This is a genomic window from Streptomyces sp. A18 (assembly GCF_059026065.1).
Genome location: NZ_JBWLKL010000064.1, coordinates 1 through 20,832, shown reverse-complemented (window position 1 = coordinate 20,832; position 20,832 = coordinate 1). Strand labels below are relative to the sequence as shown.

Genomic DNA, 20,832 nt, shown 5'->3' with positions numbered 1-20,832 from the left:
GCAATGGAGGGACCGGCCGGGGGCCGGGAGATGCGGAACCGGCGACGCGCCGGGACGTCGGGACGGGGCAAGAAGGCGCAGAGAAAGCGCTACAGAGTGTGCTACGGCCTCGTACGGAGCGTACGCAGTCGTGGGGTGCTTGTGATAGAGCACCTCTGTTGACGAAGGTAGTTTCAGGTGCGAGCGTGGTCAATCCGCACATCTCAGACGGCTCTGGCCGACACAAAACTCAGGGAAGCGGACTCTCATTGCGAAACGGTTTCTCCCCGATGTCCGAATCAATGTCTGATTCGATGCCTGATCCGACGCCTGGCCCGACGCCTGGCCCGACGTCCGAAACAACCGTTCTGGTCCTTGACGCCCCGGCCCCCGCCCCGCCGCCCCGTCTGGGCAGCCTCACCGGCCGCGCCCGGATCCTGCACGCGGACGCGGACACCCTGGCGGACCAACTTCCCCGGGCCGATGTGCTGCTGGTGTGGGACTTCCTCTCGGACGCGGTGCGTCTCGCCTGGCCCGGCGAGGGACCGCGGCCCCGCTGGGTGCACACCGCGAGCGCGGGCGTGGACCGCCTCATGTGCCCCGAGCTCGCCCGCTCCGACACGCTGGTCACGAACGCCCGGGGCGTCTTCGACCAGCCGATCGCCGAGTACGTGGCCGCCCTCGTCCTCGCCATGGCCAAGGACCTGCCGCGCACCCTGGAGTTCCAGGGCGAGCGCACCTGGCAGCACCGCGAGACCCGGCGCGTCGCCCGCACGCGCGCGTGCGTGGTGGGATCGGGCCCGATCGGCCACGCCATCGTCCGCATGCTGAAGGGGCTCGGGATCATCACCGCCCTGGTGGGGCGCAGCGCCCGGCACGGCGTCCACGGCCCGGAGGAGCTGGACAGGCTCATGGCGCGCGCCGACTGGGTGGTGTGCGCGGCGCCGCTCACGGACGACACGCGCGGCATGTTCGACGCACGGCGCTTCGGGATGATGCAGCCGTCGGCGCGCTTCATCAACATCGGGCGCGGCGCGCTCGTCGTGGAGGACGATCTCGCGGACGCCCTGTCGAAGCGGTGGATCGCGGGCGCGGCGCTCGACGTCTTCGAGCACGAGCCGCTGCCCGCGGACAGCCCGCTGTGGACGGCTCCGGGGCTGATCGTGTCCCCGCACATGAGCGGCGACACGGTCGGCTGGCGCGATGAACTGGGCGCGCAGTTCGTCGAGTTGTACGAGGAGTGGGAGGCCGGGAGGCCCCTGTCCAACGTGGTCGACAAGAAACGTGGGTATGTACCGGGGAATTGATCACCCCCCGAGCCACTTCCCTCCCCCTTGAGGAGCGTGCATGACCGAACTCACGGATCTCACCGCGGTACAACTCGTCGACGCCTACCGCAAGGGCGAATTCAGTCCGGTCGACGCGACACGTGCGGCGCTGCGCAGGGCCGAGGAAGTGCAGCCCGCGGTGAACGCCTTCGTGCGCCTCGACTCCGAAGAGGCCCTCGCCCAGGCCGAGTCGAGCACCGAGCGGTGGCGGCGCGGTGAGCCGGTGGGTCTGGTGGACGGGGTGCCCGTCTCGGTCAAGGACATCCTGCTGCAGCGCGGCGGGCCGACCCTGCGGGGCTCGAAAACCGTTCAGATGGACGGGAGTTGGGACGAGGACGCGCCGTCGGTGGCGCGGCTTCGCGAGCATGGCGCGGTGTTCATCGGGAAGACGACGACGCCCGAGTTCGGCTGGAAGGGCGTCACGGACAGCCCACAGAGCGGGATCACGCGCAATCCGTACGACCCTTCGCGCACCGCGGGCGGTTCGAGCGGCGGCAGCGCGGCGGCAGTGGCGCTCGGCGCGGCGCCGGTCTCGCTCGGCACGGACGGCGGCGGCTCGGTGCGGATCCCGGGCTCCTTCTGCGGGATCTTCGCGCTGAAGCCGACGTACGGACGCGTGCCGCTGTATCCCGCTTCCGCGTTCGGCACGCTGGCGCACGTCGGCCCGATGACGCGGGACGCTGCGGACGCGGCGCTCCTGATGGACGTCATCAGCGGCCCCGACTGGCGCGACTGGTCGCAGCTCGGTCCGGTGGACGGCAGCTTCCGCGCGGGTATCGAAGGCGGCGTACGCGGTCTGCGCATCGCGTACTCGCCCTCGCTCGGCGGTCAGGTCGCGGTGCGTCCCGCGGTGGCCGCGGCGGTGCGGCAGGCGGTGGAGTCCCTTGCCGCGCAGGGTGCGTACGTCGAGGAGACGGACCCCGACTTCACGGACCCGGTGGAGGCCTTCCACACGCTGTGGTTCAGCGGCGCGGCGCGGGTGATCCAGCACCTGCCGCCCGACCGGCGGGAATTGCTCGACCCCGGGCTGCGGGAGGTCTGTGCGCAGGGTGCCCGGTCCAGCGCGCTCGACTACCTTGCCGCAGTTGACGTACGCATGGAGCTCGGCCGTCGCATGGGCCGCTTCCACCAGACGTACGACCTTCTGGTCACACCGACGTTGCCGATCACCGCGTTCGAGGCGGGAGCGGAGGTACCGAAAGGTTCCGGCCATCGTCGGTGGACGGGGTGGACCCCGTTCACGTACCCCTTCAACATGACGCAGCAGCCGGCCGCGACTGTCCCTTGCGGGGTGGACGGGGAAGGTCTTCCCGTCGGGGTGCAGATCGTGGGGGCGCGGCATGCCGACGCGCTCGTCCTGCGGGCCGCGCACGCGCTGTACGGAGCTGGGGCCGGCGGCATCGCACCGCCTGCTGCGGGCTAGGCAGCCAGGGGCTTGGCCCCCGGACCCCAGTCCTCAATCGCCGGACGGCTCTTGCTTTACATCCTCCGGAAGTTCAGCGTCTCGCCCTGCGCGCCCGCGCGCCACAGGTCGTTGCAGGCCTCGGCCATCTGGTCGAGGCCTTCGACCACTTGGCCCCAGACGATGCCGGGGACCCAGCCGACGTCCCCGTTGAGCAGCAGGTTGTTGCGCTCGTAGAAGAGGGCGAGGTCCACGACCGTGGCGCCCGCCTTGACGTCCGCGGCCGGTTCGTACCCATAGGCCTGGGTGCCCAGCTGTGTCCCGTTGAAGGAGAAATAGCAGAGGTCGCCGGGGATGGGGGTGACTGTCGGGTTCTCCAGGGGCGGCTCGCGGTCCGCGAAGGCCGGAAAGAGGGCGTAGATCTCATTGCGGGCATACTTCGCGTGATAGACGTCCTCGCTGAGCGGAAGCGCCTCCCACACCGCCGCGCAGGTCACCGGGGCCCGGTCGTCGAGCAGCTTTGCCGTGCACTGAACTCCCCGCTTGGCGAGGGAGACTTCGATGAATCGGTCTGCCATGTGTCCCATGCTCCTCCCTGGGTCAAGAGCACAACGATTGCATCAGAGGCCGAAATTGGCCCGCATATCTTGCGTCGAGTCGGGTAGCCGCGCGCCCATGGCTCCACCACTTGGGAACAACGAGGGATTCATCGGGAAAACAGTCCGCCGCCGCTCCCTGCTCACCGGAGCGGGCGTGGCGGCACTGGGTGTATTCGGGGGCGCGGCCTGCAGCCGGGTCCCGGAGGAAGGGAAGGTCGAGGGCGGTGATCTGCTGGACCGGCTGCGTGACGCCGGCGAGGTCAGGATCGGTGTCGCGGGGGAGGTTCCGTTCGGATACATCGACGAGAACGGCGAGGTGACCGGCGAGGCACCGGAAATCGCCAAGGTGATCTTCCCTCGCCTCGGCGTGCCCAAGGTCAAGGCGGTGCCCACCAAGTTCGGCGCGCTGATCCCCGGGTTGACCCAGGCCCGGCAGTTCGACGTGGTGTCGGCGGGCATGTACATCAGCCCGGTGCGCTGCGAGCAGGTGCTGTTCTCCGACCCCGACTACCTGATGCTCGACTCCTTCATCGTGAAGAAGGGCAATCCGCACGGCATCAAGAAATATGAGGACATCGCGAAGAAGGGCCTGAAGCTGGCGAGCGGTACGGCCTACGCGCAGATCGCCACCGCCGAGGCGAATGGCGTGAAATCCGTCCTCGTGGTGCCCGATCAGGTGGCGGGCGCTGACGCCGTCGCGCTCGGCCGGGTCGACGCCTTCGCCGGGACCGCGGTCACCGTGCGCGACGTGGTCAAGGGCAATCCGCGGGTGGAGGCGACGAAGCCCTTCCAGCCGGTCATCGACGGCGAACCGGCCTACGGTGCGGGTGGTTTCGCCTTCCGGCTGTCCGAGAAGACCCTGCGGGACGCCTTCAACAAGGAGCTGCACAAGCTCAAGGAGAGCGGTGAACTGCTCAGGGTCGTCAAGCGGTTCGGGTTCACCGAGACCGAGATGACGGACCTGACGGCCGCGAAGCTGTGCCCCCCGGTGAAGGGAGCCTCCTGATGATGTCGTCACAGTTCCTGGAGAACTGGTTCTTGCCCGGCATCTGGATCACCGTGCAGGTCACCTTCCTCAGCGCGGCCCTCGCCTTCCTGATCGCCTTCCCCATCGGGGTCTTTCGCACGTCCCGTCTCTGGATCGTGCGCTTCCTCGCCGGAACGTACTTCGAGATCTTCCGCAGCACCTCGTCGCTGGTCTTCATGTTCTGGATCGCGTTCACGGTGCCCGCGCTGTTCCAGATCAGCTTCGAGCCTCTCTTCGCGGGCGTCATCGCCCTGGGCATCACGTACGGGGCGTACGCGTCCGAGATCGTGCGCGGGGCGCTCGCCGCGGTGCCGCAGGCGCAGCGCGAGGCGGGCATCGCCCTGAACTTCACGCCGATGCAGCGGCTGCGCCGCATCGAACTGCCGCAGGCCTGGCCCGAGATGCTGCCGCCCTTCAACAACCTCCTGATCGAGCTGCTCAAGGGCACGTCCCTCGTCTCCCTCATCGCGGTGGCCGACATGACCTTCGCCGGCGATCTGCTCCGTCTCGTCACGACCGAGAGCGGGCCGATCTACACGCTGCTGCTCGGGCTGTACTTCGTGTTCGCCTTCATCCTCACGCGCGGCATGCGGCTCCTTGAGCGGCACGCCAAGAAGGGCGTGGGGCAGGCTCCCGAGAAGCTGGGCCTGTTCAGCGGGATCCGCTCCAAGTCGTCGATCGACGTCGTCACCGGCGCGGGGGGTGCCAAGTGAACTGGGACTGGCAGAACGTCGATGATTTCATGCCGCTCTTCTGGGACGGCGTGTGGATCACTCTCAAGGCGCTGTTCTTCGGCACCCTGATCGCCTTCTCGCTCGGCATGGTCTGGGCCATCGCCCAGCGGTCGGAGAAGAAGTGGATCAGCTGGCCGGTGACAGTGTTCACGGAGTTCATCCGGAACACTCCGCTCCTGGTGCAGCTGTTCTTCCTCTTCTACGTGGTGCCGGAGTGGGGCCCGTCGATGTCCCCGCTCGTCACCGGCATCGTCGGGCTCGGCCTGCACTACTCGACGTACACCTCCGAGGTGTACCGGGCGGGCATCGAAGGTGTCCCCGAGGGGCAGTGGGAGGCGGCCACCGCGCTCAGCCTCACCAAGCAGCGCACCTGGACCGCGGTGATCCTGCCGCAGGCAGTGCGCAGGGTGATCCCCGCGCTCGGCAACTACGTGATCGTCATGCTGAAGGAGTCGCCGCAGATGGCGGCCATCGGCGCGCTCGACATGCTGGGCCAGGCCCAGGGATACAGCCAGGCGACCTTCACCTACGAGGCGATCAGCATCGTCGGTGTCGCCTTCATCGTCATCGCCTACCCGGCCTCTCTTCTTCTGCGAGTTTTGGAGCGTCGTCTTGTCCGCTGACAACAGCACTTCCCAGGAAATCCCCAACCCGGCCGTCGACGGCAGCGAGCTGATCCGCTTCGACAAGGTGGTCAAGCGCTACGGCTCGAACACCGTCCTCGACGAGCTGGACTTCTCCGTGGACTCCGGCAAGCACGTCACCCTGATCGGCCCGTCCGGCTCCGGCAAGACCACGATCCTGCGCCTCCTGATGACCCTGGTGAAGCCCGATCAGGGCACCATCAAGGTCGGCGGCAACTACCTCATGCACGAGGAGAAGAACGGCAAGCTCGTCCCGGCGGGCGAGAAGCACATCCGCGAGGTCCGCAAGAACATCGGGATGGTCTTCCAGCAGTTCAACCTGTTCCCGAACATGAAGGTCCTGCGCAACATCATGGAGGCGCCGGTCAACGTCCTCGGCCTGCCCAAGGACGAGGCGGAGCAGCGGGCGCGCGAGCTGCTCGACCTGGTCGGGCTCGGGGACCGCTGCGACGCGTACCCGACGCAGCTCTCCGGCGGCCAGCAGCAGCGTGTCGCGATCGCGCGTGCCCTGGCGATGCGTCCGCAGGTGCTGCTCCTGGACGAGGTCACCTCCGCGCTCGACCCCGAGCTGGTAGCCGGCGTCCTCGACGTCCTCAGGGACATCGCGCACACCACGGACATCACGATGCTCTGCGTGACCCACGAGATGAACTTCGCCCGTGACATCTCGGACCAGGTCCTGATGTTCGACTCGGGCCGCGTCATCGAATCCGGGACACCGGAGAAGATCTTCACGGAACCGGAGCACGAGCGCACCCGGGAGTTCCTCAGCGCAGTCCTGTGACCGCGCACCGTAATCACCCAGGCAATGGCCTTGGGTGGTGACACTGACATATGCCAGGGTGGCGCGTTCCTGCTGACAGAGCCGGAGCGCGCCACCAATCTCGTCAACAGGCGCTCCATATCGGCCCCTTGGCCACTATCGTGGGACGGAGCCCAGCTGTCCGGAACCGTTCCACGCAGGGGGAAGCCGTGGCGCTGAAGCACGAGCCGACGACGCCGCAGCACTCGGTCCAGAGTGCCCTGCGGGTGCTCGAAATCGTCGCCCGGCACGAGGCCGGCGTGACCGACGCCGAGCTCGCCCGGCAGTCCAAGCTGCCCGCACACCAACTCGCCGCCCTGCTGCGCATGCTGCGCCGCGAGGCGTACGTCGAGCAGATCGCAGACGGGGCGTACGTCACCGGCGAATCCCTCACCCGCCTCGGCTCGGCCCAGCACCGCGACCAGGCCCTGCGCGCCAAGCTCAAGGCGACGCTGGACGGGCTGCGCGACTCGATCGGCGCGGCGGTCTACATCAGCCGGTACGAAGACGGCGAAATCAAGATCACCGACTTCGCGGACGGCCCGCGCACCCCGAAGGTCAACGAATGGGTGGACTTCCGCTCCTCCGCGCACGCCAGCGCGGTCGGCAAGAGCCTGCTGACCCAGCTCGACGTGAACGGCCGCAGGGACCACCTCTCCCGCCACAAGATGGCCCGCCTCACCTCGCGGACGATCACGAACGAGCGGGTCCTCCTGAACCGTCTCGCCTCCCAGCCCGCCACGGTCCCGGTCCTCGACCTCCAGGAGTACGCGGTCGGCACGGTCTGCGCCGCCGTCCCCATCACCGCGGGCTCCGCCGTCGGCTGCCTGGCGCTCTCCCTGCCGGTGGAGCACGCGCACCGGCTGCGGGAAGCAGCCCAGACGCTCAACCGCGGGGCGGCGCCGGTGCTGCTCTCGCTGGCGATCTAGGGGCCGCCGGGTATCGATCGCGGGCGGTTCGGAGCACCCTCCGGGACCAGGTATTATTTTTGAGTCAGCAGGCGCCGCTAGCTCAGTTGGTTAGAGCAGCTGACTCTTAATCAGCGGGTCCGGGGTTCGAGTCCCTGGCGGCGCACAGACAGAAGGAAGCCCCTCGCGGAAGCGAGGGGCTTCCTTTGTTGCGCGGCACTTCGTTCCGCTCGTTCCGCTGCACTTCGTCGCGCCGCATATCCCCCGCACCGGTGAGGACAGCGCCGCCGGGCCGCCGCGATACTGGCACGGCCTCCTGCCCCGAGGAGCCGCCCGATGCGACGTCCCTTCCTCGCCCTGACCCGCATGCGCACCGACCACCCCTACGTCATGGACACCGCGCTCGCCGCCGTGGTGCTCTTCGCCGTCTCGCTCCAGTTCCTCTTCCCCGACGAAGGGGGCGACGAGCTGAGCGCCGCCGGGTTCGTCCTCGGCGCCGGGACCGCGGTGCCGCTGATCTGGCGGCGCCGCGCGCCCTTCGCCTGCGCGGCAGCGGTCGCCTTCTTCACGCCCGCCATGGCGCTTTACCACCGGCCGCCGCCCGACGTCTGCTTCGGCGGCATGGTCGCCCTCTACACCGTGGCCGCCCTGAGCACACCGCTGAAACGGCGCTTCATGCTCGCCGGGTGGCTGACTGGGGCCGCCGTCACCATGACCTTCAAGGAGCACGCCGAGCCGTACGAGTACCCCTTCCACCTGCTCAGCCTCGTCAGCGCGTACGCCATGGGCGCCTTCGCCCGCGTGCAGCGCGCGTACACCGCCGCCCTGGAGGACCGGGCCCGGCGCCAGGAGGCGCAGCGCGCCACCGAGACGGCGCGGGCGGTCAGCCAGGAGCGGTCCAGGATCGCCCGCGACATGCACGACATCCTCGCCCACGCGGTGAGCCTGATGGTGGTCCAGGCGGAGGCGGGCCCTGTGGTCGTGCGCAGCGACCCGGACCGTGCGGTGGGGGCGTTCGACGCGATCGCCGGCGCCGGGCGCGACGCGATGGTGCAGTTGCGCCGGATCCTCGGCGTCCTGAGGGAGTCGTCGCCCCCGGGCGCCGGACGGGTCCCGCAGCCGACGCTCGCGGCGCTCCCGGAACTGACCGCCCTGGTCGAACGGGCGGGCCTGCACGTCGAGTTGACGGAGGAAGGTGAGCCGCGGACACTGCCGCCCGACGTCGAGGTGGCCGCGTACCGCATCGTCCAGGAGGCCCTGACCAACTGCGTGAAGCATGCGGGGGCGACCCGGGTGGCGGTCCAACTGGGTTGGACCGTCGGCGAGTTGCGGATCGTGGTCCGGGATGACGGAGCCGGGCTCGCCGCCCCCGGGAACGCCGGGCACGGACTCGTCGGCATCCAGGAACGCGCCGCCGCCTGCGGTGGCACCGCCGATGCCGGGAACGATCCCGATGGTGGATTCCGTGTCGCCGTACGGCTGCCCACGGCATCCTTGGGGGATGAGCATCCGGGTGGCGGTCGCCGACGATCAGGAGCTGGTGCGCAGCGGCTTCTCCATGATCCTTGAGGCACAGCCCGACATCGAGGTGGTGGCGGAGGCGGGCGACGGCGCGGCGGCGGTGGCCGCCGTGCGCCGACACGCCCCCGACGTCATCCTCCTGGACATCCGCATGCCGGGGATGGACGGCATCGAGGCGGCCCGCCAGGTGTGCGCGCAGTCCAGCTGCCGGGTGGTCATGCTGACCACGTTCGACCTCGACGAGTATGTGTACGAGGCGTTGTACGCGGGAGCGAGCGGCTTCCTGCTCAAGGACGTCCGCAGGGACGACCTGGTGCACGCGGTGCGGGTCGTGGCAGCCGGGGACTCGCTGCTCGCGCCCTCGGTGACGCGGCGCCTGGTGGCGGACGTGGTCCGGCGCCGCCGCACGGAGTCCGACGCGCCCGCCGTCTCGCCCGCCGAGCGCCTCGCGGTCCTCACCGCCCGCGAGGAGGAGACGCTTCGGCTCCTGGCCCGGGGGCTCTCCAACGCGGAGATCGCGGCGTCGTTCGTGGTCAGCGAGCACACGGTGAAGACCCATGTCAGCAACGTCCTGTCGAAGCTGGCGCTGCGGGACCGGGTGCAGGCGGTGATCTGCGCGTACGAGACGGGGCTCGTGGTGCCGGGGGGATAGGGCCCGCCCGGCCGGCCCCTGCCGTCATCCGGGCCGGGCGCGCGGTTTCCGCGCGGCGGCGGTGCGGCGGCGGTGCGGCGTCCGGGGCGCCCAAGGGTGCGAGGAGCCCACGAATGCGGGGCGCCCAAGGGTGCGAGGAGCCCAAGGGCAGTCACCCGGCCGCTCTCGCGCTCCGCGAGCCGTCCGGCCCCGCCCTCGGGAGCGACGGCGCCGCGACGTACGCCCCGCGCCTTCTCCCCCGTCCGACGGAGACCTACCCCGCGCGAGGGAGCCCGCAAGACGGCCCACCACGGCGATCCGCCACGGGCACGCGAGGGCAACTCTGAGGGTCGGTACCCCGGAATCTCCCAAGGAGGCGCCAGCCATGCTCGCCGCCCTCGCCCGCACAGCGACCCAACGCCCACGAGCCGTCGTCCTCGTCTGGCTCCTTCTCCTCGTCCTCGGCCTCGGCTTCGGCACCCGGGTCTTCGGCGACCTGACCTCGTCGGTCGAGGACGTCCCCGGCAGCGAGTCGGTCGTCGCCGATGAGCGCCTGGCCGAACTCACCCCGGACGGGGACGACTTCAACGCCGTCGTGGCGGGCCCCGCCGTCGACACCGCACAGCTGCGCGCGCAGGTGGGCGACGCGGTCGCCGACGTACGCAAGCAGCCGGGCATCGCTCAGGTGCCTGATCCGTACACCACCCGGGGTCTGGTCGCGCAGGACGGCAGGGCCCTGCTCATCCCCGTCACCCTCAAGGGCGGCCTCGACGACGACGCCGAGGAGGAGGCCGTCGGCGACGCGGCCGACCGGCTCCGCGAGATCACCGCCGGTGACGTGGCGGTGAGCGGCGGGCCGCTGCTCGGCGAGCAGATGGGCGGGAGGGCCCAGGAGGACGTCGCCCAGGCAGAGTTGATCACGTTGCCCGCCGTCCTTGTCGTACTTCTCCTCATCTTCGGCGGGCTGCGGGCGGCCGGACTCCCGCTCCTGGTCACCGTGAGCGGCGTAGCGGGCGCCTTCCTGACCCTCTACGGCTTCAGCCAGTTCACCGAGATCTCCGTCTACGCAGTCCAGATCGTCACCATGCTCGGGCTCGGCCTCGCGGTCGACTACGCGCTTCTGATGGTGATCCGTTTCCGCGAGGAGCGGGGGAAGACGCGGGACGTGGCGCGGGCCGTGCACGCGACCGTCGCCCGCGCCGGGCGCACCGTCCTGTTCTCCGGTCTGACGGTGGCCATCAGTCTGTCGGGGCTCGTCTGGTTCCCCAGCCCGTTCCTGCGCAGCATGGGCCTGGCGGCCGGCGCGGTGGTCGTCGTCGACATGCTGGCGGCGCTGACGCTGCTGCCCGCCCTGCTGGCTCTCTTCGGCGGCAAGATCGCGCCTTCGGGGGCGAAGTCCCGTATGCGCGGATGGACTTCGAGGGTCAACAGCTCCCGCAGCACACCCGAGCCCGGCGCCTTCTTCGCGCGCCTCGCGCTCTTCTCCGCCCGGCGCCCCATGGCCGTGGCCACCGCCGTCGTCGCCGTACTCGCCGTCCTCGCGCTGCCCGTCTTCGGGATGCGGATCAGCATCGGCGACGCGCGGCAGCTCCCGCACGACACCGAGGCCCGGCGGCTGTACGACACCGTGCGCGAGCACTATCCGGCGGGGACGGACACCGACCCCGTCCAGGTGCTCATCGGGTCCGGCGCGGATCCCGACTGCGAGGACAAGATCCGTGCCCTGCCCGGGATCCGGGCGGCCGACCGCGAGCGGCTCTCCGACGGCACGGTCCTCCTTGAGCTGACGCCTAACGGCTCGGTCGACGGCCCCACCGCCACCCGGCTCGTGGAGCAGGTGCGTGACCTCCGCGGCGACGAGCCCATCCAGGTCACCGGCAACGCGGCGAGCCTCGTCGACTTCCGCTCGATGCTCGCCGAGCGTGTGCCCTGGGCCGTACTGACGGTCCTGGTCGGCCTGTTCGTCCTGCTCTTCGCCTTCACCGGCTCACTGCTGCTCCCCCTGCGTACGCTCGCCACCACTCTGCTCAGCCTGGGTGCCGCGCTCGGCGTCGTGGTGTGGGTCTTCCAGGACGGGCATCTCGCGGGACTGCTCGGCGGTGAGGGGCTCGGGGCGCTGAGCCTGACCGCGCCGCCGCTGATCATCGCGATCGCGTTCGGACTCGCCATGGACTACGAGCTGTTCATCCTGTCCCGGATGCGGGAGACGTGGCTGGAGACCGGCGACCACCGTGCCGCCACCGTCGAAGGGCTGCGCCGCTCGGGCCGTGTCGTCAGCTGTGCGGCGCTGCTGCTCGCGATCGTCTTCGGCGGCTTCATGACCGGCGGCTTCTCACCGATCCTGCAGATCGGGCTCGGTCTGACGCTCGCTGTGCTCATCGACGCGACCGTGGTCCGCATGTTCCTCGTACCGGCGACGATGACCCTGCTCGGCCGCCGTGCGTGGTGGGCGCCGCCGCGGCTGCGGAGGATCCATCAGCGGTACGGACTGCGCGAGGCGCCCGTCCCGCCTCCTGACCAGGGCCTCGTCAGGCAAGCACCACCCAGTCCATGAGCAGGGCGGCCACCAGGCCGACGGCGAGGAGATAGCTGCCGAGCCGGGTCCGTCCGCGCCTGCTGAGTTCGATCACAAGGCCGCAGAGGACGAGCAGCAACCCGTACACCCCCACGACCAGGACCGACGACCGGCTCGCCAGGCGTACGGCGAGCACTACGGCCGCCGCGGCCATCAGCACCGAGGCCGCGGCCATCCGTATGCGCCGGGCCTGGCGCGGCGTGAGGCCTGCCCTGCTGCCGGTATCCGCCGGTATCTGGTCTGACGTGCTCATGGTTCAGGATCGTAATGGACCAGACCGGTGGCCAGTGCACGCTTTCCGGGTCAGGACCGCAGATACGCCAGGACGGCGAGCACCCGGCGGTGCGTGCCGTCCGCCGGCGGCAGGTCGAGCTTCCCGAGGATGTTGCCGATGTGCTTGCCCACCGCTGCCTCGCTGACGACGAGTTCGGCGGCGATCGCCGCGTTCGACCTGCCCTCGGCCACCAGGCCGAGCACCTCGCGCTCGCGCGGCGTGAGCTGTTCGAGGGGGTCGCGGCGGCGTCTGATCAACTGTCGTACGACCTCCGGGTCGACGACCGTCCCGCCGTCCGCCACCCGCGTCACCGCGTCGGCGAACTGCTCGACCTGGCCCACCCGGTCCTTGAGCAGATAGCCGACGCCGGTGCCGTCACCGGTGTCCAGGAGCTCGGCGGCGTACGAACGCTGCACGTACTGGCTGAGCACCAGGATCGGCAGCTCGGGCCGCTCGGCGCGCAGGGCGAGGGCGGCGCGCAGGCCTTCGTCCTGGAAGGTGGGCGGCATGCGTACGTCGGTGAGGACGAGGTCGGGCTCGTGCGTCTCGACGGCGGCGCGCAGACCCTCGGCGTCACCGAGGGCGGCAGGTACGTCGTGGCCGAAGCGGTTGAGCAGGCCTACGAGGCCCTCACGCAGCAGCACGCTGTCCTCGGCGACGACGATCCTCAGCGGAGTGGTTCTCGGGAGTGCTGGGCTCGGCACGGGATCTCCACGGACAGTACGGTCGGCCCGCCCGGCGGGCTGGTGACGGTCAGTGTGCCATCGAGCACCGCGAGCCGGTCCGCCAGGCCGGTCAGGCCGGTGCCGCGGGCGGGGTCGGCGCCGCCCTTGCCTTCGTCGCGCACGTCGATGCGGAGGGTGTCGTGCTCGTGGCGGGCGCTGACGTGCGCGCGGGGTGCTTCGCTGTGGCGGGCGATGTTGGTCAGTGCTTCCCGGGTGGTGAAGTACCCGGCGGATTCGACGGGTTCGGGGAGGCGGGGCAGACCGTCCAGGTCGGTGTCGACGGGGATCGGCGAGCGGTCGGCGGCGTCCTCGATGGCGGCGGCGAGTCCGTAGTCGACGAGGACCTGGGGATGAATGCCGCGGATGAGCTCCCGCAGTTCCGTGAGTACGTTCGCCGCCTCGTCGTGGGCGGTGGCGAGCTGGGCGCCGAGTGGGCTGCCGGGGGTGGTGTCGAGCCTGGCGAGGCCCAGGGTCATGGTCAGCGCGACGAGCCGCTGCTGTGCTCCGTCGTGGAGGTCGCGTTCAATACGGCGCCGTTCGGCTTCAAAGGCGTCCACGAGGCGGGCCCGGGAGCGGGTCACCTCCGCGAGTTGCTGGGTCAACTCGCCCTCACGCGGGGCCAGGAGGAGCCGGGCGAGGGCGGCTCGGGCGGTGGCGTAGGCGCCGAGGGGATAGAGGAGCGGAGCGAGCAGGGCCAGGCCGAGGGCGGCGGCGGCGAAGGCGTGCGGGTAGTCGCTGACCAGCCAGAGCTTGGCGGCGCGTATCTCGCCTCCGTCGAGGGCCAGTTGGGCGGGGGTGCCGATGAGGAGGGCGGGGGCGCCGATGGTGCAGGCGAGTACGAGGAGGTCCAGGGGCCACAGCACGAGGGCGAGCAGCACGGTGTACGCGAGCTCGCGCCAGGTGGCCTGCTCCTTGACCCGGAGCTTGAACCAGGCGGAGATGCCGGGGGCTTCGGGCGTTCGGTGGGGAGTGGGGGCAGGAGCGCGGGGTGTGGGGTCGATGAGGGTCAGGCGGCGGCGTTCGAGGGCGGCGACGGGGATGGCGGCGAAGGGGAGCAGGGCGAGCAGGGGAAGCCCGACGAGAACGAGGGAGAGGCCGACCCCGACCACGACGCCGACGAGCCCACCCACGAGAACGAGGACGCCGAGCACCACACCACCGATGAGGTAGGCGACGCCCCTCCAGGGCGCACTGCTCCCCAAGTAGTGCCGCCGCCGAAGCTCCGCTGAGACGCTCTCCCTGGCCATGGGACCACGGTATGCGGCGACTGCGGGGTCAGCCGCGGAGCAGGTGGTCGCGGGACTGCGACGTGTACTGGGCAAGCAGCGTGGACTGCGCCGCCGTGGTGAGGCGGTGGTAGCCGCCGTCCCCGGCCTGGGGGCGCCACCAGACGGGGTCCCCGCAGCGGAAACCCTCCTTCCGGAGGGCGGCCCGCGCCACCTTGTTGGTCGCCGTCACCGGCATCTCCCGCACCACCCGCACGAAGCGGGGCGCCATCTTCGTCCCCAAGTCCGCCTGTGACAGCAGGAATTCCGCGAAGGCGACGGGATCGAAGTCCACCCCCGCCGGAGGCGAGACCGCGGCCATAACCTGATCCCCCGCCACAGGATCCGGCACCGCGTACACCGCCACCGCCGCCACCCCCTCCCACCGCGCGAGAATGTTCTCGATCATCGCGGCCGCCAGATTCTCGCTGTCCACGCGGAGCCGATCGTCCGTACGCCCCGCGAAGTAGAGGAATCCATGGGCGTCCCGGTAGAAGAGGTCCCCCGTCCAGTACCACCCGCCCCGGAGCCGCGCCGCGTCCGCCTCCGCGTGCCGCCAGTACCCCTCGAAGGGCGACCGGCCCTTGTTCACCAACTCCCCTATCGCCTCACTCCCGTTCAGGATCCGCCCGTCCGCGGCGAAGGCAACCGGCGGGCACTCCTCCCGTGTCTCGGGATCCACCACCGCGAGCTCGTCCCCCGGCGCCGCCCGCCCGATCGCCCCGGCCGGTGTCCCCGGCGTCCGCTGGATCGCCGCCCCGCCCTCCGAAGAGCCGTACCCCTCGACGAGCCGCACCCCGAACCGCTTCTCGAAGCGTGCCGTGTCCACCGCTCCCGCCTCCGTGCCGAAGCCCATCAGGAGGGGGTTGGACGCGTCGTCGGCCTTCTCCGGCGTCGCCAGGATGTACTGCACCGCCCTCCCCACGTACGTGAAGTACGTGGCCCGATGCGTCCGTACGTCGTCCAGGAACGCCGAGGCCGAGAAGCGGCGCCGCAGCGCCACCCCCGCCCCGGCCGCCAGCGCGGGCGCCCAGTCCGCGATCACCGCGTTGCCGTGGAACATGGGCATGCAGATGTAGTGGACGCCCTCCGGGCCCAGGCCGAAGTGGCCGGCCAAGGACCGGCCCGCCGCAGCCAGGCGGCCCTGGGTGCAGATCGCGGCCTTGGGCGCCCCGGTCGAACCGGAGGTGAAGTAGAGCAGCATGCGGCTCGACGGAGTCGCTGACTTCGAAGTCTCCGGGCGGGCTTGCGCGTAGGGGGCGAGGAGCTCCTCGTATGCGTCCGCATCCGTCACGAGGACGCGCACGCCCGGGAGTCGGAGGTCGTCCAGGAGCGGCAGATGCGCCCGTTCCGTGATCAGGACGCGGCATTCCGTGTGCACGATGTCGCGGGCCAGTTCCGCGCCTCTGCGGGTGGGGTTGATGCCCGCCACCGCCGCCCCCGCGAGCGCCGCCGCGCTCAACCACAGGGCGTACTCGGGGGTGTTGTCGAGCAGGACCCCGATGTGCGGCTCGGCACCTATAGGCAGCAGGTCGGCAAGGAGCGCCGCCCTGGCCGCAGCACCTGCCGAGACCTGGTGGTGGGTCAACTCCTGACTCTCGAAGCGCAGCCCGGGACGGTGGTCACCCCAGCGCGCCTGCACGAGTTCCGCGACGGTAGTACCGGTGGACTCCATGGCCGCGCACCATAATTGATGGGGCGTCAGATGTGGAGGTCGCTCGCCCAGGTGTCGCATCCAGCATCCCGCGCACACCGCCCCGGTCATGGGCGGCGTGCGCGGGACCTACCCGTGGGGAGAGCCGCGGAGCCTCAAGCTCTGCTCAGAATTCTCTGCTCAGAACTTCCGGCTCAGAACATTCTGCTCAGAACTTCCCGCTCAGAACTTGACGTCCGAGCAGGCGTAGAACGCGTTGGCCGTGTCGTGGACCGTCCATACCGCGACGATCACGTGGTGTCCGCTTCTGCCGCCGGGAATCGTCCCGGAGTGCGAGAGCGTGGCGGGCGGCTGCTGGCCGCCGTAGGGGACGTCGAGGAACGGGGTCGTCTCGAGGGCGGCCCGCGTGATCGGCTTGCTCTCGTCCCAACCCTGCTTGGTTATGTAGTACTTGAAGTCGGTGGTGCGGTGGCGTGCCGTGAACTGCCAGCGGAAGGAGTAGTTCTGACCTGCGCTGACACTGGTCGTCGGCCAGGCGCCGCCACCCGGAGCCTTCGGCTGGTTGAGCGTGTCGAAGCCGCCGATGCCCGCCGAGCAGATCTTGCCGTCGGCCGGTCCTGACGCCGGGAAGCCCTTGGGGCCCTCGACGCTCTGAGGTTCGTACTGGATGGAACCGCAGCCGCTCACCGTGCCGTTGGCACAGTTGATCTGGCGGCTGGCCGGCAGGTCGGTGTAGCCGTGACCGCTCGCGCCACCGGACGAGAGCGCGAGGGCCCCGACCGTGGTGGCGCCGAGCATGGCCGCGTAGAGCTTCTTGTTTCGCATGCTGCCGCTCCAGGGGAAACGTGGGGATTCCGGTGAGCCGTGCGCGCGCTGCGGCACTGCGGGTGCAGTGAGTGCAGTGAATTCAGTGGGGGTGCGGTCTAGACCAAGCCCAGATTATGGGCGGTAGTTGAACATGTCCATACCAATAGTGGAGACGATCCGATCGCAGCGGCGGCGCGACTTCTCCACGAGGTCACCGTTGGGGCCGTCGTTCGTCGCCACCCACGCGGCCGCCCCGTCGGCCGTCCGCCCGCCCGCCAACTGCCGCTCTGTCAGGCGTTGTTGACGTACCTCCGCAGGTGCCTGCACGTACCAGCACTCCCCCATCAGCCGCCGCGCCGCACGCCAGCCGGGCAGATCGCACGCCAGGTAGTTCCCCTCGGTGACGACGAGCCGGGCGGCCTGCGGGACGCGGTGCCGGGCCGCCACCGGCTCGTGGAGAGTGCGGTCGTAATCGGGTACGTAGATGTCGTGGCCCGTGTCATCGAGGACCCGGGTGAGGAGTGCGACGTATCCCCGGACGTCGAAGCTCGGCTCCGAGCCCTTGCGGGAGGTGAGGGAGAGGCGCTCCAGCTGGTCGTTCGAGAGGTGGAAACCGTCGAGCGGCAGATACGCGGCCCTCTCGCCGAGCTCCTCCACCAGCGCCCGCGCGAACGTCGACTTGCCCGCGCCGGGCGGCCCCGCGATCCCGAGGAGGGTGCGGGGCCGGTCGGCCGTCAGCTCCCAGGCGTCCCGGGCGAGGTCCGCGAGATCCGCGGGGGGCCCGGAGGTCCCGAGGGTGGGGCTTCCCAGGGCGGGGCTTCCCGGTGCTGCGTCGTCATCGCTCTCCATGCCCCGTATAGAACGCCACCGTCAGGTCCTTGACCAAGGCCTTGCGCTCGTAGTCGTCGAGCTCGACCAGCCCGCGGGTGGTCAGCCGGGTCACCGTGTCCTCGACGGAGTCCACCACCGAGGTGAGCACGCTGTCGCGGTGCCGTGCGTCCAGGGCGGCCACCCGGCGCAGTCGCATGGTGTCGGCGATCTCGGGGGCGTACTCGATGCGGGTCGGCTGGGCCGAGAAGATCTCGATGCCGACCGGGTCGGCCTCCGCCGCGAGCATCCGGGTCAGCGCGTCACCGACGGAGTCCGCGTCGCGCAGGGTCGCGGTGTCGTCGTGGAACGCGTCGGCCGGCAGCCGGGACAGGACGCGGGCCGTCGCCGCCTCGACGCACTCGCGCAGATACTCCTGGTGATCGGCGACGCCGAGCGTCGCCCGCGCCGCGTCCTTGACCCGCCAGACGACGAGGACGACGACCCGCAGCGCGACCCCGCCCCGGTCCACCGCGGGCATCGGCTCGCTGCGCCAGTGCCGCAGGCGTACGTCGACGCGGCGGCGCAGGAGGAGCGGGTTGACCCACATCAGTCCGGTCCGGCGGACACTGCCGCGGTACCGGCCGAAGAGCGTGAGCACCCACGCCGTGCCGACCCGGCCGCGGGCCAGGCCCCCGAAGCCGAACAGCGCGAGCGCACCGGACCCGGCGAGCGAGGCCCACTGCGCGAGGCCGAGCCCGGCGTACGCGTCGTACCCCGCGGCCCCGGGAAGCCCTGCCGCCCGCAGCACCGGCTCGGGCAGCACCCCTGCCCACCCCAGCGCGGCCACGCACCCGGCGACGCCCGCGGTCCCGCCGAGCACCCCGACCGCACCGGGCAGGACGCGACCGGGCCGCTCGCCGAGGGACGGGTCGACGACGGGGAGGGGGCGGACCCCTTGCCCCGCGGGCCGCCGCCGGGCGGCGCGCGGCTGCTCCCCCGTCCCCTGCCTGCGCCGCACCACGGCGGGCGTCAGCGACACCCCGGGGTCGGCCGGGTCGTCACGGAAGAGCAGGTGGATGGGGATCTCGGTGGTGGCCTCGCTGTGGATCAGGCGTGGGGGACGGGCGGCCGTGTCCGGGCCGCCGGCTGCCTGCGGCTCCTCGGGCTGGGGGGTCTGTGACCGTGATGCCGCTGTCGCACTCATCCTTGCCTCCGCCTCATACGTGCCTCAGTCTCATCCGCGCCCCGGTCAGCTCCAAGCCCCGACCCCACTCGCGCCCCAGTCACACCCACAACCCGGTCACACTCGTACCTCGGTCCCAGTCGTGCCCCGGTCTCATCCGCGCCCCGCCCAGCTCCAAGCCCCGACCCCACTCGCGCCCCAGTCACACCCGCAACCCGGTCACATCTCTGCCTCAGTCCAACGCGCCCCCTGCTCCCACCCGCACCCCGGTCAGCTCCGCGCCCGCTTCTCACGCCGCACTCCGCTCCACTCGCACCGCTCATGCGAACAACCGCCGCCACGTCTCCGGCCCCGGATAGCCGTCCGCCGCCGCACCCCGCCAGCCCTGCGCCCGCTGGAACGCCTCGACGTTGCGGCGGTCGCTCTCGCTCCAGCGCGGGCCCGGCCCCTGGGTGTAGTGCTTGCCGAAGCCCTTCTTCACCAGTTGCTTGCCGAGCCTCTCGATCGACGCGCTCGACCGGCCGGGGCGGAACACCCCCTTGCCGGGATACGCGGGCGCCTTGCCCTGCGTGCCCGCCGCGCCCGCGCGTGGGATGTCGTGTCCCTTGCCCGTCATCAGGTACGACCAGGTCGCGGGGCCCGGCAGTCCGTCCGCGTCCCCGCCCGTCCAGCCCTGCGCCCGCTGGAACGCCTGCGTCGCCCTGCGGTCCGCCTCGCCCCAGCGCGGGCCGGGACCTGAGGTGTAGAAGCGGGCGCCGCCCCTGGCGACCAGGGCCTTGCCCAGCTGGGTGACGTACTTGTTGTCGGCGCCGGGGCCGAACGAGCCCGCCCCCGGGTAGCGCGTCGCCGTGGTCGGGCCCTTGCCTCCCTGGGCTCCGCCCTTCACCCCCTTGTAGCGGTACGCCAGATAGCGGCTCCCATTGCTCCAATAGGCATAGGGAGTGGTCTGCTTCCGGGCGTACGGGCGGGCCTGCTCGTACGCGATGTATTGCGTCCGTGACGCGTTCGCCCAGCCGCCGAAAATCGTCACGTGCGACCCCTTCTCGGGGTTCGCCGGATTGTGGAAAAGGAGGATGTCGCCGGGCTGCAGCTGGCTCTTCGTAATGCGTGTCGCGTACGAGGAGAGGCTGCCCGTCCATTCATTGCCGCCGAGGTTCCAGGCCATGGAGACAAAGCCCGAGCAGTCCTGCCGGTAACCGTCGGACCAGAACGTGTCCATGCTGTACGGCACCTTCGCCGCCACCCACTTCTTGGCGCGGGCGACGATCGCGGCCCGCGTCGTGGTCCGCGCCGCCGACGCCGCGGGGCCGGGGGCGCCAGGCCTGCCCGGCGCCCCGTGCAGCGAGCTCGTCTCGCCCTGCGGGCTGCCGGGGCCCGGACTCGCCTCGGGGTCCTCGTCCGCCAAAGAGCCCGGTGGCCGCACCGGGTGGTGGCCGACGCCGGGGGCCGCCACCGCCTCGAGCACCTGGCCGCCGCCGAGCACGGTGCCCGCCGCCGTGGCGATGACGAGGGCGCGGCGCGCGCCGTGCGCCGCCGGGTGGCCGCCCAGTCGTACGGGAAGTGCCTGGCTCATGGCTCGTCGCCGCTGAATACATCCGGGGCAGTCGCAGTCGCTCTCGGGGTCGAATTCCTCGAATACCGGAGCACCCTCCATGCGATTCCCCTCACACTCCAGGAAAGAATGCCTGCGTCGCATCTGCACAGTCGTCAGCTTCTCAACTGTCGGTCGATATCGCATGTTGACGGTCCGAATGATGGATCCGTCCCGTATTCACGCCCCGGACGCCCCCCGGACCCGCCCCCCGGCAATGCCCCGCGACTCCCCCGCGAGGCCGTGCGTGGTCCGGAGCACCCGTCGGCATCCGGTAGAGTTCTCCAGGTCAGCGCGCGCCGTTAGCTCAGTTGGTTAGAGCAGCTGACTCTTAATCAGCGGGTCCGGGGTTCGAGTCCCTGACGGCGCACAG

At 70.7% G+C, this 20,832-nt stretch carries 19 protein-coding genes and 2 tRNA genes; 12 read left to right on the top strand and 9 right to left on the bottom strand.

Translation table 11 applies throughout. From position 1 onward, the window contains the following. The first annotated feature begins 293 nt into the window (after positions 1-293). Both AC5P1C_RS41205 and AC5P1C_RS41200 read left to right on the top strand, forming a co-directional pair. Positions 294-1,286 carry a D-2-hydroxyacid dehydrogenase gene (locus AC5P1C_RS41205; RefSeq protein WP_493871130.1) on the top strand — a complete coding sequence of 331 codons (993 nt, stop codon included), beginning with the start codon at positions 294-296 and terminating at the stop codon, positions 1,284-1,286. A gap of 40 nt (positions 1,287-1,326) precedes the next feature. Then, on the top strand, positions 1,327-2,730 hold the full coding sequence (locus AC5P1C_RS41200) for an amidase (RefSeq protein WP_493871129.1): 1,404 nt from the start codon (positions 1,327-1,329) through the stop codon (positions 2,728-2,730). 56 nt (positions 2,731-2,786) lie between these two features. On the opposite strand, the gene AC5P1C_RS41195 is transcribed toward AC5P1C_RS41200, so the two are convergent. Continuing rightward, a complete protein-coding gene (locus tag AC5P1C_RS41195; protein ID WP_493871128.1) occupies positions 2,787-3,287 on the bottom strand; it encodes a DUF3830 family protein in 501 nt (166 codons plus the stop codon). Between the two features lie 97 nt (positions 3,288-3,384). On the opposite strand from AC5P1C_RS41195, the gene ehuB reads away from it, so the two are divergent. The 9 genes from ehuB to AC5P1C_RS41150 all read left to right on the top strand — a co-directional run bounded on the left by ehuB (position 3,385) and on the right by AC5P1C_RS41150 (position 12,129). Then, entirely contained in the window at positions 3,385-4,314 is a 930-nt protein-coding gene (gene ehuB, locus AC5P1C_RS41190; RefSeq protein ID WP_493871127.1) for an ectoine/hydroxyectoine ABC transporter substrate-binding protein EhuB, read from the top strand. Then, complete coding sequence (gene ehuC, locus AC5P1C_RS41185) at positions 4,314-5,048, top strand: ectoine/hydroxyectoine ABC transporter permease subunit EhuC (protein ID WP_493871126.1); 735 nt, start codon at positions 4,314-4,316, stop codon at positions 5,046-5,048. The genes ehuB and ehuC overlap by 1 nt, the downstream gene beginning before the upstream one ends. Next, entirely contained in the window at positions 5,045-5,692 is a 648-nt protein-coding gene (gene ehuD, locus AC5P1C_RS41180) for an ectoine/hydroxyectoine ABC transporter permease subunit EhuD (protein ID WP_493871125.1), read from the top strand. The genes ehuC and ehuD overlap by 4 nt, the downstream gene beginning before the upstream one ends. Continuing rightward, positions 5,682-6,497 (top strand): ectoine/hydroxyectoine ABC transporter ATP-binding protein EhuA, encoded by an 816-nt coding sequence (ehuA, locus tag AC5P1C_RS41175; protein WP_344520371.1) that lies wholly within the window; start codon positions 5,682-5,684, stop codon positions 6,495-6,497. The genes ehuD and ehuA overlap by 11 nt, the downstream gene beginning before the upstream one ends. 188 nt (positions 6,498-6,685) lie before the next feature. After that, complete coding sequence (locus AC5P1C_RS41170) at positions 6,686-7,444, top strand: IclR family transcriptional regulator (protein WP_493871124.1); 759 nt, start codon at positions 6,686-6,688, stop codon at positions 7,442-7,444. Positions 7,445-7,515: 71 nt separating this feature from the next. Beyond that, positions 7,516-7,589, top strand: a tRNA-Lys gene (locus tag AC5P1C_RS41165). 170 nt (positions 7,590-7,759) lie between these two features. After that, positions 7,760-8,992 (top strand): sensor histidine kinase, encoded by a 1,233-nt coding sequence (locus AC5P1C_RS41160; protein ID WP_493871123.1) that lies wholly within the window; start codon positions 7,760-7,762, stop codon positions 8,990-8,992. Continuing rightward, positions 8,925-9,596 carry a response regulator gene (locus tag AC5P1C_RS41155; RefSeq protein WP_493871122.1) on the top strand — a complete coding sequence of 224 codons (672 nt, stop codon included), beginning with the start codon at positions 8,925-8,927 and terminating at the stop codon, positions 9,594-9,596. Before AC5P1C_RS41160 ends, AC5P1C_RS41155 begins: the two co-directional genes overlap by 68 nt. Positions 9,597-9,960: 364 nt before the next feature. Continuing rightward, positions 9,961-12,129, top strand: a complete 2,169-nt coding sequence (locus AC5P1C_RS41150; RefSeq protein WP_493871121.1) for an MMPL family transporter — start codon at positions 9,961-9,963, stop codon at positions 12,127-12,129. On the opposite strand, the gene AC5P1C_RS41145 is transcribed toward AC5P1C_RS41150, so the two are convergent. From AC5P1C_RS41145 to AC5P1C_RS41110, 8 genes are all read right to left on the bottom strand, one after another. Continuing rightward, entirely contained in the window at positions 12,104-12,403 is a 300-nt protein-coding gene (locus AC5P1C_RS41145; protein ID WP_493871120.1) for a hypothetical protein, read from the bottom strand. The two genes, AC5P1C_RS41150 and AC5P1C_RS41145, sit on opposite strands and share 26 nt — an antisense overlap. 50 nt (positions 12,404-12,453) lie before the next feature. Next, on the bottom strand, positions 12,454-13,128 hold the full coding sequence (locus tag AC5P1C_RS41140; protein ID WP_493871119.1) for a response regulator: 675 nt from the start codon (positions 13,126-13,128) through the stop codon (positions 12,454-12,456). Beyond that, complete coding sequence (locus AC5P1C_RS41135) at positions 13,092-14,396, bottom strand: sensor histidine kinase (protein WP_493871118.1); 1,305 nt, start codon at positions 14,394-14,396, stop codon at positions 13,092-13,094. Before AC5P1C_RS41135 ends, AC5P1C_RS41140 begins: the two co-directional genes overlap by 37 nt. A 28-nt stretch (positions 14,397-14,424) precedes the next feature. Continuing rightward, the gene (locus AC5P1C_RS41130) at positions 14,425-16,089 is read right to left on the bottom strand and encodes an AMP-binding protein (RefSeq protein WP_493871117.1); all 1,665 of its coding nucleotides are present in this window, start codon (positions 16,087-16,089) and stop codon (positions 14,425-14,427) included. Positions 16,090-16,290: 201 nt separating this feature from the next. Further along, complete coding sequence (locus tag AC5P1C_RS41125; RefSeq protein ID WP_493871116.1) at positions 16,291-16,893, bottom strand: lytic polysaccharide monooxygenase auxiliary activity family 9 protein; 603 nt, start codon at positions 16,891-16,893, stop codon at positions 16,291-16,293. A gap of 114 nt (positions 16,894-17,007) precedes the next feature. Next, the gene (locus AC5P1C_RS41120; RefSeq protein ID WP_493871115.1) at positions 17,008-17,724 is read right to left on the bottom strand and encodes a nucleoside/nucleotide kinase family protein; all 717 of its coding nucleotides are present in this window, start codon (positions 17,722-17,724) and stop codon (positions 17,008-17,010) included. Then, positions 17,711-18,889, bottom strand: coding sequence for an SPFH domain-containing protein (locus AC5P1C_RS41115; protein ID WP_493871114.1), 1,179 nt, complete (start codon positions 18,887-18,889; stop codon positions 17,711-17,713). The genes AC5P1C_RS41120 and AC5P1C_RS41115 overlap by 14 nt, the downstream gene beginning before the upstream one ends. A gap of 298 nt (positions 18,890-19,187) precedes the next feature. Then, a complete protein-coding gene (locus AC5P1C_RS41110; RefSeq protein WP_493871113.1) occupies positions 19,188-20,522 on the bottom strand; it encodes a peptidoglycan-binding protein in 1,335 nt (444 codons plus the stop codon). A 233-nt stretch (positions 20,523-20,755) separates the two neighbouring features. Here AC5P1C_RS41110 and AC5P1C_RS41105 point away from each other — a divergent pair. Next, a tRNA-Lys gene (locus AC5P1C_RS41105) sits at positions 20,756-20,829 on the top strand. Positions 20,830-20,832 lie beyond the last annotated feature (3 nt).